Origin of the sequence: Streptomyces formicae, from assembly GCF_002556545.1 — a bacterium.
Lineage (GTDB): Bacteria > Actinomycetota > Actinomycetes > Streptomycetales > Streptomycetaceae > Streptomyces > Streptomyces formicae_A.
Genome location: NZ_CP022685.1, coordinates 6,175,347 through 6,190,218 on the forward strand (window position 1 = coordinate 6,175,347; position 14,872 = coordinate 6,190,218).

Genomic DNA, 14,872 nt, shown 5'->3' on the forward strand with positions numbered 1-14,872 from the left:
GTTGGAGGAGGTGGGTCCGGTCACTGGGACCGACGCAGGGGCCGAGCACGGCCAGGCGGAGCAGCCCCGAGAAGGGTCGGAGAGGTCCGAGACGGCCGCGGAGCGCACGGCCCGCTTCGAGCGGGACGCGCTGACGTTCCTCGACCAGATGTACTCGGCGGCGCTGCGCATGACGCGCAATCCGGCGGACGCGGAGGACCTGGTGCAGGAGACCTACGCGAAGGCGTACGCGTCGTTCCACCAGTTCCGCGAGGGCACCAACCTCAAGGCGTGGCTCTACCGCATCCTCACGAACACCTTCATCAACTCGTACCGCAAGAAGCAGCGCGAGCCCCAGCGCAGCGCCGCCGAGGAGATCGAGGACTGGCAGCTGGCGCGTGCGGAGTCGCACATGTCCACCGGTCTGCGCTCCGCCGAGTCGCAGGCGCTCGACCACCTGCCCGACTCGGACGTGAAGACCGCACTGCAGTCGATCCCCGAGGAATTCCGCATCGCCGTCTATCTGGCCGACGTAGAGGGCTTTGCCTACAAGGAGATCGCGGACATTATGGGGACACCCATCGGTACGGTGATGTCCCGACTGCACCGCGGCCGTCGCCAGCTGCGCGGCATGCTGGAGGACTACGCCCGTGATCGCGGGCTCGTCCCGGCGGGCGCCGGGGAGTCGAACGGAACGAAAGGCTCGGGCTCATGAGCTGCGGAGAGCCGCACGAGACTGACTGCAGTGAAGTCCTGGACCATCTCTATGAGTTCCTGGACCACGAGATGCCGGACAGTGACTGCACCAAGTTCGAGACGCACTTCGAGGAGTGCTCTCCGTGCCTGGAGAAGTACGGCCTCGAGCAGGCGGTCAAGAAGCTGGTGAAGCGCTGCTGCGGCCAGGACGACGTCCCCGTCGACCTGCGGGCCAAGGTGATGGGGCGCATCGACCTCATCCGCTCCGGGCAGACCGTTCCGGAGAACGACGTCACGCAGGACGTGGCGGCGGGCGAGGCCTGAACCACCGCGCCGTCGGCGTGAGTTGACCGTACGAGGGCGGGCCGCGACATTTTCTGTCGCGGCCCGCCCTCGTTCTCCCCGTTCTCCCCTCCGGTCACTCGAACGTGCTAATTCACGGCCGCCGGGCTCTGGCCGCGATGCCACCGTTCTACTCTCCGGAGCTGGAACGGTGAGGAGAACTCCATGCGGTCGGTGCCGGCGTGGGCCCGCGTGTACATCCTGTGCGTCGCCCTGACGGGCGCCGCCTGCGCCGTGCCCGCGCTCGGCGCGCGCACGCCGTGGCCCGCCGTCGCCCTGCTCGCGGTGCTCTACGCCGGGTGCGAGCAGATCACCCGGTGCCGCTTCGTCGGCCGCCGTGCCCCGCGCGGTCTCGGCACCTTCTTCCCCGTGCTGCTCGCCGGGGTCTTCCTGCTGCCTCCTTCGGCCGCCGCCCTCGTCGCCGTGCCCGGCGCGCTGCTCGCCCGCGTCGAGCGGCATCCCCGGTGGGTGCGCAGGCTCTGGCGCGCGGCCCAACTCGCCGTCGCCGCCTGGGTGTCGGCCCGCGTCTTCGAGGCGCTCGGCGGTCCCGGGGCCTGCGCGGCGCCCGACTTCCCCTACGTCCTGGCTCCCGCGGGAGCCACCGTGCTCGCGTTCTCCGCCGTGCTCGCCGCCCTGGACGGCGGGGTCGCCGTGACCGCCGAGCGGGTGCCCGCGCGCCTGGCCTGGCGGGGGCTCTTCCCGCGCGCGCTCGCGCCCGTCGCGGTGCACGGCCTCGCCGGTCTGATGATGGCGGTCCTGTGGACCAGTCCGTACGGCCCCGCGGCCGGGCTGCTCGTGCTGCTTCCGATGGGCGTCTCCTGCTGGGTGTTCGCGCAGTACCACCGCGAGCGCGCCGCCCACCAGGCCACCATCAGGGCGCTCGTTCAGGCCGTCGACCTCAAGGACAAGTACACCCGCGGCCACAGCGAACGGGTCGGCCGCGCCTCGGTGCTCATCGCCAGGGAACTGGGCATGGGCGACGACCGCGTGGAGGTGCTCCGGTTCGCGGGCATCCTGCACGACGTCGGCAAACTCGGCGTACCCACCCGGCTGTTGCGCAAGGAAGGACCCCTGACGCCGGAGGAGCGCCGCGTCATCGAGCTGCATCCCGAGTACGGACACGAGATGGTGCGCGGCATCGGATTCCTGGGGGACGCGCGGGCGGCGATCCTGCACCACCACGAGCGGATCGACGGGAGCGGCTATCCGTACGGCCTCGCCGGGGCGCAGATCCCCGAGTCCGCCCGGGTGGTGGCCGTCGCGGACGCGTTCGACGCGATGACGTCCACGCGGTCCTACCGGCGGGCCCGGCCCGTGCCGGTGGCCTTGGAGGAGCTGACCCGGTGCGCGGGCGCGCAGTTCGACCCCGCGATGGTCGGGGCGCTGGCGCGGGCGCTGGAGCGGTACGGGTGGCATCCCGAGGTCACCTCGGACGTCCCCGGCCAGGCGGGGCCCGTGCCGCCCGCGCCGACGGTGTCCGCGCCCGCGGTGCCCGGTTCGGCCCCGCGGTGAGTTCCCGCCTGCCCACGGCGGCGACGGCGCTCGCCGGGCTGCTCGCCGTGCTGTCACTCGCCTGGACCCTCTGGCACGGCGTCACCGAGGGGCGGACCGCGTTCGCCTTCGGGGTGCTCGTCGCACTCGGGGAGCTGGCCCGGTGGGGGAGCGTGCGGGACCGGGAGCCCGCGCCGCTCGGGGCCGCGGGGGCCCTGGCGTACGCCCTGCTCGGGGAGAACGCGGGACAGCCCACGCACCACGGCGCCCCGCAGGTGATCGCCGTGGTCGTCGCGGCCGCGCTGGTGGGCGCCGTGCCGCACGTGGCGCTCGGCAAGGGGCCCTCGCCCGACCACATGGCGCGCCGCGTGCTGACCGTCGGGTTCGCCGCCGTGTGCTTCCAACCCCTGTACAACTCGGGCAAGTTGAAGGAGTGGGTCGGCCACGGGCCCTCCTTCGCGCTCGTCATGGTCGCGCTGCTCGTCCTGACCGCGCTCTGCGACGCCGTGCTCGCCGCGACCACGGCGCACGCCCGCACCGGCTGGCCGTTCGGCCCGCTCCTGAGGGACGAGCTGCGGGCCATGCTCGGCATCGGCTCCGCGGTGTGCGCGACCGGCGCGGTGATGGCGCTCGCGGTGGCCGTCGCGGGGCTCTGGGCGCTGCCGGTGTTCAGCATCCCGCTGCTGCTCACCCAGCTGTCCTTCCGGCGGTACGCGGCCGTGCGCGCGACCTACCGGCAGACCATCGCGTCCCTGGCCAGGGCGACGGAGATCGCCGGATACACCCCGCAGGGGCACGCCCGCAGGGTCGCCGGGCTCAGCAGGGCCGTGGGGCGCGACCTCGGCCTGTCCGAGCCCGACCTCATCGTCCTGGAGCACGCGGCGCTGATGCACGACATCGGCCAGCTCTCCCTGGTCGACCCGGTCCCCGCGGGCGCCACCGCGGCCCTTCCCGAGACGGAACAGCGTCGGATAGCCCTGCTCGGCGGGGCCGTGGTGCGCCAGACCGGGGTGGACTCGGCGGTCGCCGTCGTCGTGGAGCGCCAGGCGGATCCGTACCGCGACCAGCCGCTCACCGCGCGAATTGTGCGTACCGCGAACGCGTACGACGAGATGGCGCGGGGAGAAGGACCCACAGGGTCGCTCGACGGCCCGCTGCAGGCCCTGGAACGGCTGCGCCTGGCCACAGGACGCGACTACCAGGCCGAAGTCGTGGAGTCCCTCGCCCGGGTCCTTTCGCGGGCGGGGAACGGGCGGGCCTGAGGCGGGCCGAGGCTGGGTAACCCATGGGTAATGAGCGGCCGTCCGACCGTACGTGGTTGGATGCGAAGAAGAGGGTGCACGGGGGCACGGACCCCGATGCCGCGCCCTCAGAGGATGTGTCTTCCGAAATCGTGACAGGCGGGAATCAGGCGGGAATCGTGAGGATCTTCGGCAAGGGACGGCACCGGCCCTCCGCCTCATGGCGGCAGGCGACCGACCGCGCGTTCACGCTGATCGGCGACGGCCGGTACGAGGACGCGGGGGCCCTGCTCACGCGCGCGGCGGATCTGGAGCCCTGGCTGTCCGAGTCCTGGTTCAATCTCGCGCTCCTGCACAAGTTCCGGCACGACTGGGAGCAGGCGCGGGCCGCGGGGCTGCGCGCCGTCGCGCTCCTGGACCGGTCGGCGGGCGCCCCCGACTGGTGGAACGTCGGCATCGCGGCGACCGCCCTCCAGGACTGGCCGCTGGCCCGCCGCGCCTGGCAGGCGTACGGCCTGAAGGTGCCCGGCGGGGTCGCGGCGTCCGGCGAGCCGACGGGCATGGACCTGGGCAGCGCGGCCGTGCGGCTCTCGCCGGAGGGCGAGGCGGAGGTCGTGTGGGGCCGCAGGCTCGACCCGGCCCGCATCGAGCTCCTGTCCATCCCGCTGCCCTCGTCGGGGCGGCGCTGGGGCGAGGTCGTGCTGCACGACGGCGTCCCGCACGGCGAGCGGACGACGGCGGCGGGCCACTCCTATCCCGTCTTCGACGAGATCGAGCTCTGGGCGCCCTCGCCCGTGCCCACCTGGGTGGTGCTCCTGGAGGCCGCCACCGAGGCCGACAGGGACGCCCTGGAGCAGCTCGCGTCCGACGCGGGCTTTGCCGCCGAGGACTGGTCGTCCTCGGTGCGGCTGCTCTGCCGGATGTGCTCCGAGTCCCGGATGCCGAGCGACGAGGGCGACGGCGAGCACCTGGACCCGCACGACCACAGCGAGCCGGGACACCCGGGCCCGCTCGGCCACCGCAGCCCGGGCGCGGTCTGGGTGCCCGAGCGCGAGTGCGGCATCGCGGCGCCCGCGGGCCTGGTGCGCGGCCTGCTCGACGGCTGGGTGGCGGACAGCCCGGACTCCCGCGACTGGCGGGACCTCGAAGAGGTCTGCTGACCCGAGGAGGTCCCCGGGCACTTCGCCGTAGGCTGTACCGGCACAAACTCTTGAGGGCTTCAAGGAAGGCGTACGGCGGACATGGCGCAGGACACTGAGCAGCAGACCTCCGGCGGGGTGCTCCCCGTCGACGACGAGGGCTTCGTCATCGACACGGAGGACTGCGAGGAGCGCGAGACGGCCTACCGCGAGCGCGGCACGTCGCGGCCGATCACGGTCGTCGGCAATCCGGTCCTGCACAAGGAGTGCAAGGACGTCACCGCCTTCGACGACGACCTCGCGAAGCTGATCGACGACATGTTCGCGACCCAGCGCGTGGCGCAGGGCGTGGGCGTGGCCGCCAACCAGGTCGGCGTCGACCTGAAGGTGTTCGTCTACGACTGCATGGACGACGAGGGCGTGCGCCACGTCGGCGTGGTCTGCAACCCGGTCCTCCAGGAGCTGCCCGCCGAGCGGCGCAGCCTGGACGACTCGGGCGAGGGCTGCCTCTCCGTGCCGACCGCCTACGCCCCGCTGGCCCGCCCGGACTACGCCGAGGTGACCGGGCAGGACGAGAAGGGCAACCCCATCAAGGTGCGCGGCACGGGCTACTTCGCGCGCTGCCTGCAGCACGAGACGGACCACCTGTACGGCTACCTGTACATCGACCGTCTCTCCAAGCGGGAGCGCAAGGACGCGCTGCGGCAGATGGAAGAGGGCACGCCGCGCTACCCCGTGGTGCCGAACGACTGACGTGCGCCACGCCTGAGGGGCGTGGGAACCGCGTGACACGAGCGGCCCCTGGTCGGGAACTACTCCCTGACCAGGGGCCGTTGTCGTGGGCCGATCGGATGTGCGAGCAGAACCGGCTGCCGGTGATCCATATTCAGTCACGTAAGGGGAGGTTCTCGGCACTGGGGGGTAGTGAATGGCGCAAATCTGTTCCCTGAACGGTCAGTTGTGGTGCTGAATGGAAAGCGCGGGGATACGCAACGGCGCGCGCCCGGTACGGCGGGAGGGGCGTGCGTCCACAAGCGGCTGAAAGGGGTTCGTCCGTGCCTGCATATTCCGGGAGCACTTCACAGACACAGCCACCCACACAGACGGTATCGGTCCCACCGGCGCTGGCCGTTCCGGTGATCGAGGCAGCGTTTCCTCGCCGTCTGCATCCGTATTGGCCAAAGCTTCAGGAGAAGTCCAGGACCTGGCTCCGCGAAATGCGGCTCATGCCCCCGGACAAGGTCGAGCGGTACGCGGACAGCCTCTGCTACACCGACCTGGTGGCGGGCTACTACATTGGCGCGCCGGACGAGTTGCTCACCGCGATAGCGGACCTCAGCAGCTGGTTCTTCGCATGGGACGACCGGCACGACAGGGACTCGGTGCACGGCAGGACGGCACAGTGGCGGTGGCTGTGCCGGGGCCTGCACGGGACCCTCAACGAACCGCGCACGTACCTGCACCACGGGGACCCGTTGGTCGCGGGGTTCGCCGACTGCGTCCTGCGGCTCTACTCGTTCCTCGGTCCCAGCTGGAACGCCAGGTTCGCCCGGCACTTCCACCCGGTGATCGACGCGTACGACGAGGAGTTCAGGAACCGGCGCGCCGGCACGGTGCCCACGGTCGAGGCGTACGTCGAGCTGCGCCGCCTCACGTTCGCGCACTGGGCGTGGATCGATCTGCTCGAACCCACCGCGCGCCGCGAACTGCCGCGCCCCGTGAGGAAACACCCCGCATACCGGCGGGCGGCCCTTGCGACCCAGGACTTCTCGGCCTGGTACAACGACCTGTGCTCGCTCCCGAAAGAACTCGCGGGAGACGAACTGCACAATCTCGGAATCAGCCTCATCCACCATGAGGGAATGACGCTCGAACAGGCCGTGGCGGAGGTCCACAGGCGCGTCACGCGATGCGTCACGGAATTCATGGCGGCCGAGGAGGAAGTGCATTCATTCGCCGCTCAATTGGCGGACGGAACCGTCGAGGGAAGGAAACTCGCGGACACCGTGGAATCATGCGTCTTCAATATGCGGAACTGGTTCTCTTCCGTCTATTGGTTCCATCACGAATCCGGCCGCTATCGCGTCGACAGCTGGGACGACAGGTCCATACCCCCCTACGTCACGGAAGGCATCGTGGCGGAAAACGAACTGGTAGGTGAGGAATGAGCGTCGAATCCGCGATAACCGCCCCCGCCGCGTCAGGACAGGGCCCGCTGCGTACCCCGCCGCTCGTCGGCGGGGGAGCGCCCTTACTCGGCCACGCCTGGAACCTGGTGCGCGACCCGCTAGGCTTCCTCGCCGCGCTGCGTGACCACGGGGATCTCGTACGGATCAGGCTGGGGCCCAAGACGGCGTACGCGGTGTGCGATCCCGAACTGGTCGGCGCCCTCCTGAAGAACCCCGAGTACATCGTCGGAGGGCCGCTCTGGGACACCCTGGAGGTGCTCCTCGGCAAGGGCGTGGCGACCAGCAACGGCCGACTGCACCGGCGTCAGCGCCGCATGATGCAGCCCGCGTTCAGGCCCGAGCGGATCGCCGACTACGCCGAGGTGATGGAGGAGGAGGCGCGCGCCACGGCCGCCCGCTGGCAGCCGGGAAGCACCGTCGACGTCAGTGCGGAGATGTTCCGCACGGCGGTCCGGGTCGTCTCGCGCTCGCTCCTGGAGGTCGACTCCATCGGTGAGAAGGCGGACCGCATCAGCGAGTCGCTGCACACCGTCTTCGAGGGGCTCTACCGCCGGATGGTGCTCTCGGTCGGGCCGCTCTACCGCGTGCCGACCCCGGCCAACCGGCGCTTCGAGCGCGCGCTCGCCGATCTGCACGCGCTCGTCGACGAGATCGTCGCGGAGCGCCGTGCGGCAGGGCCCGGCGGCCCCGACGACCTGCTCGCGGAATTGCTGCGGGCCACGGACGAATCAGGGGCCCCCATAACCGATCAGGAGATCCACGACCACGTGGTTTCCCTGGTCGTCGCAGGAGCCGAGAATGTGGCCTCGACACTGGCGTGGGCGTTCCATCTGCTGACCGAACACCCCGAGCAGGAAAGGCGGTTGGTTGAAGAGGTAAATTCCGTCACGCAGGGGCGGGCGATCACATTCGCGGACCTGGGCGAGCTGCCGCACCTCCGCAATGTCGTCACGGAGGCCATGCGTATACGGCCCGCGGCTTGGATATTCACCCGCAGGTCCGTGGCCGAAACCGAGCTGGGCGGCTATCGCATTCCGGCGGACGCCGACATCGTCTACAGCGTGTACGCGATGCAGCGCGACCCGCGTTCCTTCGAGCGGCACTTGGAGTTCGACCCGGACCGCTGGAATCCGGAACGCGCTTCGGAGGTCCCCGAGTTCGCGATGATGCCGTTCAGTGTCGGCAACCGAAAGTGCCCCGGCGACCACTTCAGCCTCGCTGAACTGGCCCTGATCCTGGGCACGGTGATCCCGAAATGGCGCCTGACACCGGTCGGGGAGACCGACACCGGAACCAAGATCGGCATCACGCTGCACCCCAAGCGGCTCGTCCTGCGGGCCGACCCGCGCTGAACGAGCGGTGTGCCCACCCCGCCCCCCGTGACGGGGCGGGCACACCGGGGCCCGGTTGCGCCAGACTCAGAATTCGTCGTCGAAGGAGACCGAACCCTCGACCGCGACCTGGTACGCGGAGGGCCGCCGCTCGAAGAAGTTGGTCAGCTCCTGCACGCCCTGCAACTCCATGAAGGAGAAGGGGTTCTCCGAGCCGTAGACCGGCGCGAAGCCGAGCCGCTGCAGGCGCTGGTCGGCGACGCACTGCAGGTACTCGCGCATCGAGTCCGTGTTCATGCCGGGCAGGCCATCGCCGCACAGGTCGCGGGCGAACTGCAGCTCGGCCTCGACGGCCTCCTTGAGCATGTCCGTGACCTGGTCCTGGAGCGCGTCGTCGAAGAGCTCGGGCTCCTCCTTGCGGACGGTGTCGACCACGTCGAAGGCGAAGCTCATGTGCATCGTCTCGTCACGGAACACCCAGTTGGTGCCGGTCGCGAGGCCGTGCAGCAGACCGCGGCTGCGGAACCAGTAGACGTACGCGAAGGCGCCGTAGAAGAAGAGGCCCTCGATGCACGCGGCGAAGCAGATGAGGTTGAGCAGGAAGCGGCGGCGGTCGGCCTGCGTCTCCAGGCGGTCCAGCTTCTCGACCTCGTTGATCCACTTGAAGCAGAACTCGGCCTTCTCCCGGATCGAGGGGATCTCCTCGACCGCGTCGAAGGCGGCGGCGCGGTCCTCCGGGTCGGGCAGGTAGGTGTCGAGCAGCGTCAGGTAGAACTGGACGTGCACGGCCTCCTCGAAGAGCTGACGGCTCAAGTAGAGCCGCGCCTCGGGGGAGTTGATGTGCTTGTAGAGCGTCAGCACCAGGTTGTTGGAGACGATCGAGTCACCCGTCGCGAAGAACGCGACCAGGCGGCCGATCATGTGCTGCTCGCCCGGCGAGAGCTTGGCGAGGTCGGCGACGTCCGAGTGGAGGTCGACCTCCTCGACGGTCCAGGTGTTCTTGATCGCGTCCCGGTAGCGCTCGTAGAAGTCCGGGTAGCGCATGGGACGCAGGGTCAGCTCGAAGCCCGGGTCGAGCAGGTTCTTCTCGGAGTTGGTGGTGGGCAGGGCTTCCGGCGCGGAGCGCTGTCCATCAGGGGTGGTGGTCGGGAGACGGGTGGGCATTACTGGCAGGCCTCGCAGGACTCGGGGTTTTCCAGGGAGCAGGCGACGGCGTCGGGGTCGGTCACCTGCTGGGGGACGGGGGCCGCGGCGGTGGCCTGGGAGCCGCCTGCCGCGCGGGCGATGCGCGTCGCCGGGCGCGAGCGCAGGTAGTACGTGGTCTTCAGGCCCCGCTGCCAGGCGTAGGCGTACATCGAGGAGAGCTTGCCGATGGTCGGCGTCTCCAGGAACAGGTTCAGGGACTGCGCCTGGTCGAGGAACGGGGTGCGGTCGGCCGCCATGTCGATCAGACCGCGCTGCGGGATCTCCCACGCGGTGCGGTACAGCGCGCGGACCTCCTCGGGGATCCAACTGAAGTCCTGCACCGAGCCGTTGGCCTCGCGCAGCGCCTCACGGGTCTGCGCGTCCCACACGCCGAGCCGCTTGAGCTCCTGCACCAGGTAGGCGTTGACCTGGAGGAACTCGCCCGACAGCGTCTCGCGCTTGAAGAGGTTGGAGACCTGCGGCTCGATGCACTCGTACACGCCCGCGATGGACGCGATGGTGGCGGTCGGCGCGATGGCGAGGAGCAGGGAGTTGCGCATGCCGGTCGTGGCGATGCGCTCCCGAAGCGCCGCCCAGCGCTCGGGCCACGTCAGCTCGACGCCGTAGTGGTCAGGGTGCAGCACGCCGCGCGCGGTGCGGGTCTTCTCCCAGGCGGGCAGCGGGCCGTTGCGCTCGGCGAGGTCCGCGGACGCCTCGTACGAAGCGAGCATGATCCGCTCGGCGATGCGGGTGGAGAGGGCGCGCGCCTCGGGGGAGTCGAACGGCAGCTTCAGCTGGAAGAAGACGTCCTGGAGGCCCATCGCGCCGAGGCCCACCGGGCGCCACTTGGCGTTGGAGCGCCCGGCCTGCTCGGTCGGGTAGAAGTTGATGTCGACGACGCGGTCGAGGAAGGTGACGGCGGTGCGGACGGTCTCGTCGAGCCGCTCCCAGTCGATGTCGCCGTTCACCACGAAGGCGCCGAGGTTGACCGAGCCGAGGTTGCAGACGGCCGTCTCCCCGTCGTCCGTCACCTCCAGGATCTCCGTGCAGAGGTTGGAGGAGTGCACCGTGTGGCCGGGCTCCGCCGTCTGGTTGGCGGTGCGGTTGGCGGCGTCCTTGAAGGTCATCCAGCCGTTGCCGGTCTGCGCGAGGGTGCGCATCATGCGGCCGTACAGGTCCCGGGCCGGGATGGTCTTCTTCGCGTGCCCCGCGGCCTCGGCCGCGCGGTAGGCGGCGTCGAACTCCTCGCCCCACAGGTCGACGAGCTCGGGCACGTCGGCCGGGGAGAACAGCGACCAGTCCTGGTCGGCGGCGACCCGGCGCATGAACTCGTCGGGGATCCAGTGCGCGAGGTTGAGGTTGTGCGTGCGGCGCGCGTCCTCGCCGGTGTTGTCGCGCAGCTCCAGGAACTCCTCGATGTCGGAGTGCCAGGTCTCCAGGTAGACGGCGGCCGCGCCCTTGCGGCGCCCGCCCTGGTTCACGGCGGCGACCGAGGCGTCGAGGGTCTTCAGGAACGGCACGATGCCGTTGGAGTGCCCGTTCGTACCGCGGATCAGCGAACCCCGCGAGCGGATGCGGGAGTACGAGAGTCCGATCCCGCCCGCGTGCTTGGAGAGCCGCGCGACCTGGTGGTAGCGGTCGTAGATCGAGTCGAGCTCGTCGAGCGGGGAGTCCAGGAGGTAGCAGGAGGACATCTGCGGGTGCCGGGTGCCCGAGTTGAACAGCGTCGGCGAGGACGGCAGGTAGTCCAGGCGGCTCATCAGGCCGTACAGCGCGGCGACCTCGTCGAGCGCGCGGGCGCTGTCGTCTTCGGCGAGACCGGCCGCCACGCGCAGCATGAAGTGCTGCGGGGTCTCGATGACCTGCCGCGTGATGGGGTGGCGCAGGAGGTAGCGGCTGTGCAGGGTGCGCAGGCCGAAGTAGCCGAAGCGGAAGTCCGCGCCGTCCGCGAGCGCGGCGTCCACCAGGGCGTCGAGCCGGGCCGCGTGCTCGGTGACGAAGGACGCCGTGCGGTCGGCGATCAGACCCTCGCGGTGCCCGACGGCGACGGAGTCGGTGAAGGAGCGCACGCCCTGCGTGGCCGCCTCCTCGCGGATGCCGATCGACAGGAGCCTGGCGGCGAGCTTGGAGTACGCCGGGTCCTCGGAGATGAGCCCCGCGGCCGCCTCGGTCGCCAGTTCCCGCAGCTCGGCCACGTCGGCCCTGGCCGACCTGCCGCGCAGCGCGGCGGCCGCGACCCGGCCCGCGTCGGCGTCGGGCAGGTCGGCGGTGAGGTCGGTCAGGGTGCGCAGCAGCGCGGTCCCTGGCCCGTCGGTACCCTCGGCGGTCGGCGTGGACGTCGCTGACGCAGGTTCGGCAGGCGCGATGGTCACGTGGAGCTCTCCCTCGCTCGGCTCTGGGCCAGGGGAGGGAATGGTGCACGGGCGCACCCGGACAGGGCGGCGTACCGCGTCCACCGGCCCACTCCACGAGGCCCGGACGGTCGGCACCCGGGCCGGACGACTCGGGTGCGCTGCCGGCAGGTCCTCGGACTTGCGGGTACGACAAAGACGTACACATACACCGTTGCGGGACAGTTCCGGACTTGCACCGGATTCCCCTGCGACGACAGCGAGCACGAGCATACATCTTGTGCCGGGTTTCTGAAGCAGGCCCACATCTTGTGTCACCGATGGGAGTTGCGTGTAATGCGGGGCGTATTACAATAGGGTCATGACGCCGAAGACCATCAGTTTCCGCCCGGACGCCGAGACGCATCGCGAGCTGGAGAAGCTGGCCGAGGCGCGCGACATCACGGCGTCCGACGCCATAAGGCTCGCCATTCACGAGGCGTACGTGCGGGAGCAGTACCGACGGGCCGCCGCGGAGCTCGACGGCTGGCGCAACGACCCCGCGTACCAGGCGGAGATCGCCGAAGTCCGGGAAGAGATGAACGAACTCCGTGCGTGGTGACCTCTACCGGCTGCGCTCCCGCAAGGGTGCGGTGGGGCACGAGCAGCGCGGTGCCCGGTACGCCGTCGTGCTGCAGACCGAAGCGCTCAACACGTCCACGCTGATCGTCGCGCCGACGTCGACCAGCGCGGCTCCGGGCTTGCTGCACCCCAAGCTGGACATGGAGGGCACCGCGACCGTGGTGCTCGTCGAGCAGATGACCGCAGTGGACCCGGAGCGCCTCGGTGACTTCGCCGGGCGGGTCGAGCCGGACGAGTGGAGCGACATCGAGCGTGCCGTGAAGCTGGTGCTCGGGCTTCTCTGACGCGGGTACGACGACGGGCCGCCGGACACTCCGGCGGCCCGTCACGCGTACGCGGCGGAAGACTCAGTGGCCCGCGCCCGCCGTCGCCTTCGGCAGCTCCGTGGCGACGCCGGGGTCACCGGCGTCCGCCGTGTAGTCCCCGGGCGCGGTCTCGTCGATGCCGTCGGGGGCCTTCAGCGCTTTCAGGACGAAGGTGAGGACCACGGTCACGATCACGTTCAGGACGAACGCGGTGAGGCCGATGTAGCCGATCTCGCCGATGCCCGGGATCGTGTCGGACGAGCCGCCGAAGTGCTTCTGCGTCGGCGAGGCGACGCCGTACGCCGCGAGCGTGCCGTAGACCATGCCGACCGCCCAGCCCGCGAGCAGCGCCCAGCGGTGGAACCAGCGGGTGAACAGGCCGCCGACCAGCGCGGGCATCGTCTGCAGGATCCAGATGCCGCCGAGCAGCTGGAAGTTGATCGCGACGGTCTTGTCCATGGTCAGGACGAAGACCAGCGCGCCCACCTTCACCAGGAGCGAGACCAGCTTGGAGATCTTGGTCTCCTGCTCGGGCGTCGCGTCGGGCTTGAGGAAGTCCTTGTAGATGTTCCTGGTGAAGAGGTTCGCCGCCGCGATGGACATGATGGCGGCGGGGACGAGCGCGCCGATGCCGATCGCGGCGAAGGCGACGCCGGTGAACCAGTCGGGGAACATGTCCTCGAAGAGCTGCGGGATCGCGAGCTGTCCGTTGTCGACCTTGATCCCGGCCGCGATCGCCATGAAGCCGAGGAGCGCGAGCAGCCCCAGCATCAGCGAGTACAGCGGCAGGATCGTGGTGTTGCGGCGGATCACGTCGCGGCTCTTGGAGGAGAGCGTCGCCGTGATCGAGTGCGGATACATGAACAGCGCGAGGGCCGAGCCGAGCGCCAGCGTCGCGTAGGTCCACTGGCCCGCCTCGGGCGGTGCGAGCGCGCCGCGCGGCTTGTCGGTCGCCGGGTTGGTCTGCTCGAAGGCGTGACCGGCCTTGGCGAAGATGTCGTCGAAGCCGCCGAGCTTGATCGGGATGTAGATGATGGCGACGACGATGACGAGGTAGATCAGGCCGTCCTTCACGAACGCGATCAGCGCGGGGGCGCGCAGACCCGAGGAGTACGTGTAGGCGGCGAGCACCGCGAAGGCGATGAGCAGCGGCAGGTCCTTGACGAACCAGTTGGTGTCCGGGCCGCCGCCGACGCCCATCACGTCGAGCACGGCCTGGATGCCGACCAGTTGCAGCGCGATGTACGGCATCGTGGCGAGGATGCCGGTGACCGCGACGGCCAGCGAGAGCCCCTTGGAGCCGAACCGGCCGCGGACGAAGTCCGACGTGGTCACGTACCCGTGCTTGTGCGAGACCGACCACAGGCGCGGCAGGAAGGTGAAGATCAGCGGGTAGACGAGGATCGTGTACGGGACGGCGAAGAAGCCGGCCGCGCCCGCCGCGTAGATCGCCGCGGGGACGGCCACGAAGGTGTACGCCGTGTACAGGTCGCCGCCGAGCAGGAACCAGGTGACCCAGGTGCCGAACGACCGTCCGCCCAGGCCCCATTCGTCCAGGCTCTCGGTCTCGGCCTTGCGCCAGCGGGCGGCGAGGAAGCCCATCACCGTGACGGCGACGAAGAAGAAGATGAACACGGCGAGCGCGACGCCGTTGACTCCGTCGTTCATGACCGCCCGCCTTCCTTGCGGGCGCGCTGGTCACGCTGCCACAGCTTGTACGCGATCATCGTCAGGACCGTGGAGATGAGCACCCACAGCATCTGGTACCAGTAGAAGAACGGGATGCCGATGAAGGTCGGTTCGACCTTGGCGTAGGAACTGACCCAGAGCATCGCCACGAACGGCGCGACGAGGCAGAGGGCGATGACCACGCGGACCGGCGTGACCACCGGTCTGCTCACTTCAGGCGCATCTGACATGTCACGGCTCCGCTCCCTCGCTCATCCCACGTTTGACGTGCGGGAAATCTAAGCGAGAGTCTTGATCTACGGAACCCCCGTCC

The 14,872-nt window shown here is 70.1% G+C and carries 14 protein-coding genes and 1 riboswitch; of the genes, 10 read left to right on the plus strand and 4 right to left on the minus strand.

Annotated elements, in window-relative coordinates; all coding sequences use genetic code 11:
• Positions 1-10: 10 nt before the first annotated feature.
• From KY5_RS27130 to KY5_RS27165, 8 genes are all read left to right on the plus strand, one after another.
• Complete coding sequence (locus tag KY5_RS27130; protein WP_199843262.1) at positions 11-694, plus strand: sigma-70 family RNA polymerase sigma factor; 684 nt, start codon at positions 11-13, stop codon at positions 692-694.
• Positions 691-999: a mycothiol system anti-sigma-R factor gene (gene rsrA / locus KY5_RS27135; RefSeq protein ID WP_098244682.1), complete on the plus strand. Its 309-nt coding sequence runs from the start codon at positions 691-693 to the stop codon at positions 997-999. The genes KY5_RS27130 and rsrA overlap by 4 nt, the downstream gene beginning before the upstream one ends.
• A gap of 183 nt (positions 1,000-1,182) precedes the next feature.
• A complete protein-coding gene (locus KY5_RS27140; protein ID WP_098244683.1) occupies positions 1,183-2,529 on the plus strand; it encodes an HD-GYP domain-containing protein in 1,347 nt (448 codons plus the stop codon).
• The gene (locus tag KY5_RS27145) at positions 2,526-3,770 is read left to right on the plus strand and encodes an HD-GYP domain-containing protein (RefSeq protein ID WP_234362878.1); all 1,245 of its coding nucleotides are present in this window, start codon (positions 2,526-2,528) and stop codon (positions 3,768-3,770) included. The genes KY5_RS27140 and KY5_RS27145 overlap by 4 nt, the downstream gene beginning before the upstream one ends.
• Before the next feature lie 158 nt (positions 3,771-3,928).
• On the plus strand, positions 3,929-4,909 hold the full coding sequence (locus KY5_RS27150; protein ID WP_055551119.1) for a tetratricopeptide repeat protein: 981 nt from the start codon (positions 3,929-3,931) through the stop codon (positions 4,907-4,909).
• Positions 4,910-4,990: 81 nt separating this feature from the next.
• The gene (def, locus tag KY5_RS27155) at positions 4,991-5,641 is read left to right on the plus strand and encodes a peptide deformylase (protein ID WP_098244685.1); all 651 of its coding nucleotides are present in this window, start codon (positions 4,991-4,993) and stop codon (positions 5,639-5,641) included.
• 302 nt (positions 5,642-5,943) lie between these two features.
• Positions 5,944-7,056 (plus strand): epi-isozizaene synthase, encoded by a 1,113-nt coding sequence (gene cyc1 / locus KY5_RS27160; RefSeq protein WP_098244686.1) that lies wholly within the window; start codon positions 5,944-5,946, stop codon positions 7,054-7,056.
• Positions 7,053-8,429, plus strand: a complete 1,377-nt coding sequence (locus KY5_RS27165; protein WP_098244687.1) for a cytochrome P450 — start codon at positions 7,053-7,055, stop codon at positions 8,427-8,429. The genes cyc1 and KY5_RS27165 overlap by 4 nt, the downstream gene beginning before the upstream one ends.
• A gap of 66 nt (positions 8,430-8,495) precedes the next feature.
• Here the strand turns inward: KY5_RS27165 and KY5_RS27170 are convergent, their stop codons facing one another.
• Positions 8,496-9,515, minus strand: coding sequence for a ribonucleotide-diphosphate reductase subunit beta (locus KY5_RS27170; protein WP_199843634.1), 1,020 nt, complete (start codon positions 9,513-9,515; stop codon positions 8,496-8,498).
• A 56-nt stretch (positions 9,516-9,571) separates the two neighbouring features.
• Entirely contained in the window at positions 9,572-11,965 is a 2,394-nt protein-coding gene (locus KY5_RS27175) for a ribonucleoside-diphosphate reductase subunit alpha (protein WP_098244688.1), read from the minus strand.
• A gap of 127 nt (positions 11,966-12,092) precedes the next feature.
• A riboswitch (cobalamin riboswitch) is annotated at positions 12,093-12,230 on the minus strand.
• A gap of 75 nt (positions 12,231-12,305) precedes the next feature.
• Between KY5_RS27175 and KY5_RS27180 the strand changes: the two genes are divergently transcribed.
• Positions 12,306-12,545, plus strand: coding sequence for a CopG family transcriptional regulator (locus KY5_RS27180; RefSeq protein ID WP_098244689.1), 240 nt, complete (start codon positions 12,306-12,308; stop codon positions 12,543-12,545).
• Positions 12,535-12,849 (plus strand): type II toxin-antitoxin system PemK/MazF family toxin, encoded by a 315-nt coding sequence (locus KY5_RS27185; RefSeq protein ID WP_098244690.1) that lies wholly within the window; start codon positions 12,535-12,537, stop codon positions 12,847-12,849. The genes KY5_RS27180 and KY5_RS27185 overlap by 11 nt, the downstream gene beginning before the upstream one ends.
• A 63-nt stretch (positions 12,850-12,912) precedes the next feature.
• Here the strand turns inward: KY5_RS27185 and mctP are convergent, their stop codons facing one another.
• Together mctP and KY5_RS27195 are read right to left on the minus strand one after the other, a co-directional pair.
• Positions 12,913-14,538 (minus strand): monocarboxylate uptake permease MctP, encoded by a 1,626-nt coding sequence (mctP, locus tag KY5_RS27190; protein ID WP_098244691.1) that lies wholly within the window; start codon positions 14,536-14,538, stop codon positions 12,913-12,915.
• On the minus strand, positions 14,535-14,789 hold the full coding sequence (locus KY5_RS27195) for a DUF3311 domain-containing protein (RefSeq protein WP_098244692.1): 255 nt from the start codon (positions 14,787-14,789) through the stop codon (positions 14,535-14,537). The genes mctP and KY5_RS27195 overlap by 4 nt, the downstream gene beginning before the upstream one ends.
• Positions 14,790-14,872 lie beyond the last annotated feature (83 nt).

What these genes read in the sequence shown, in the direction of transcription:
- KY5_RS27180 (WP_098244689.1), top strand. Translation starts at nt 12,306, where the DNA reads ATGACGCCGAAGACCATCAGTTTCCGCCCGGACGCCGAGACGCATCGC.
- mctP (WP_098244691.1), bottom strand. Translation starts at nt 14,538, where the DNA reads ATGAACGACGGAGTCAACGGCGTCGCGCTCGCCGTGTTCATCTTCTTC.
- rsrA (WP_098244682.1), top strand. Translation starts at nt 691, where the DNA reads ATGAGCTGCGGAGAGCCGCACGAGACTGACTGCAGTGAAGTCCTGGAC.
- def (WP_098244685.1), top strand. Translation starts at nt 4,991, where the DNA reads ATGGCGCAGGACACTGAGCAGCAGACCTCCGGCGGGGTGCTCCCCGTC.
- KY5_RS27165 (WP_098244687.1), top strand. Translation starts at nt 7,053, where the DNA reads ATGAGCGTCGAATCCGCGATAACCGCCCCCGCCGCGTCAGGACAGGGC.
- KY5_RS27140 (WP_098244683.1), top strand. Translation starts at nt 1,183, where the DNA reads ATGCGGTCGGTGCCGGCGTGGGCCCGCGTGTACATCCTGTGCGTCGCC.
- KY5_RS27195 (WP_098244692.1), bottom strand. Translation starts at nt 14,789, where the DNA reads ATGTCAGATGCGCCTGAAGTGAGCAGACCGGTGGTCACGCCGGTCCGC.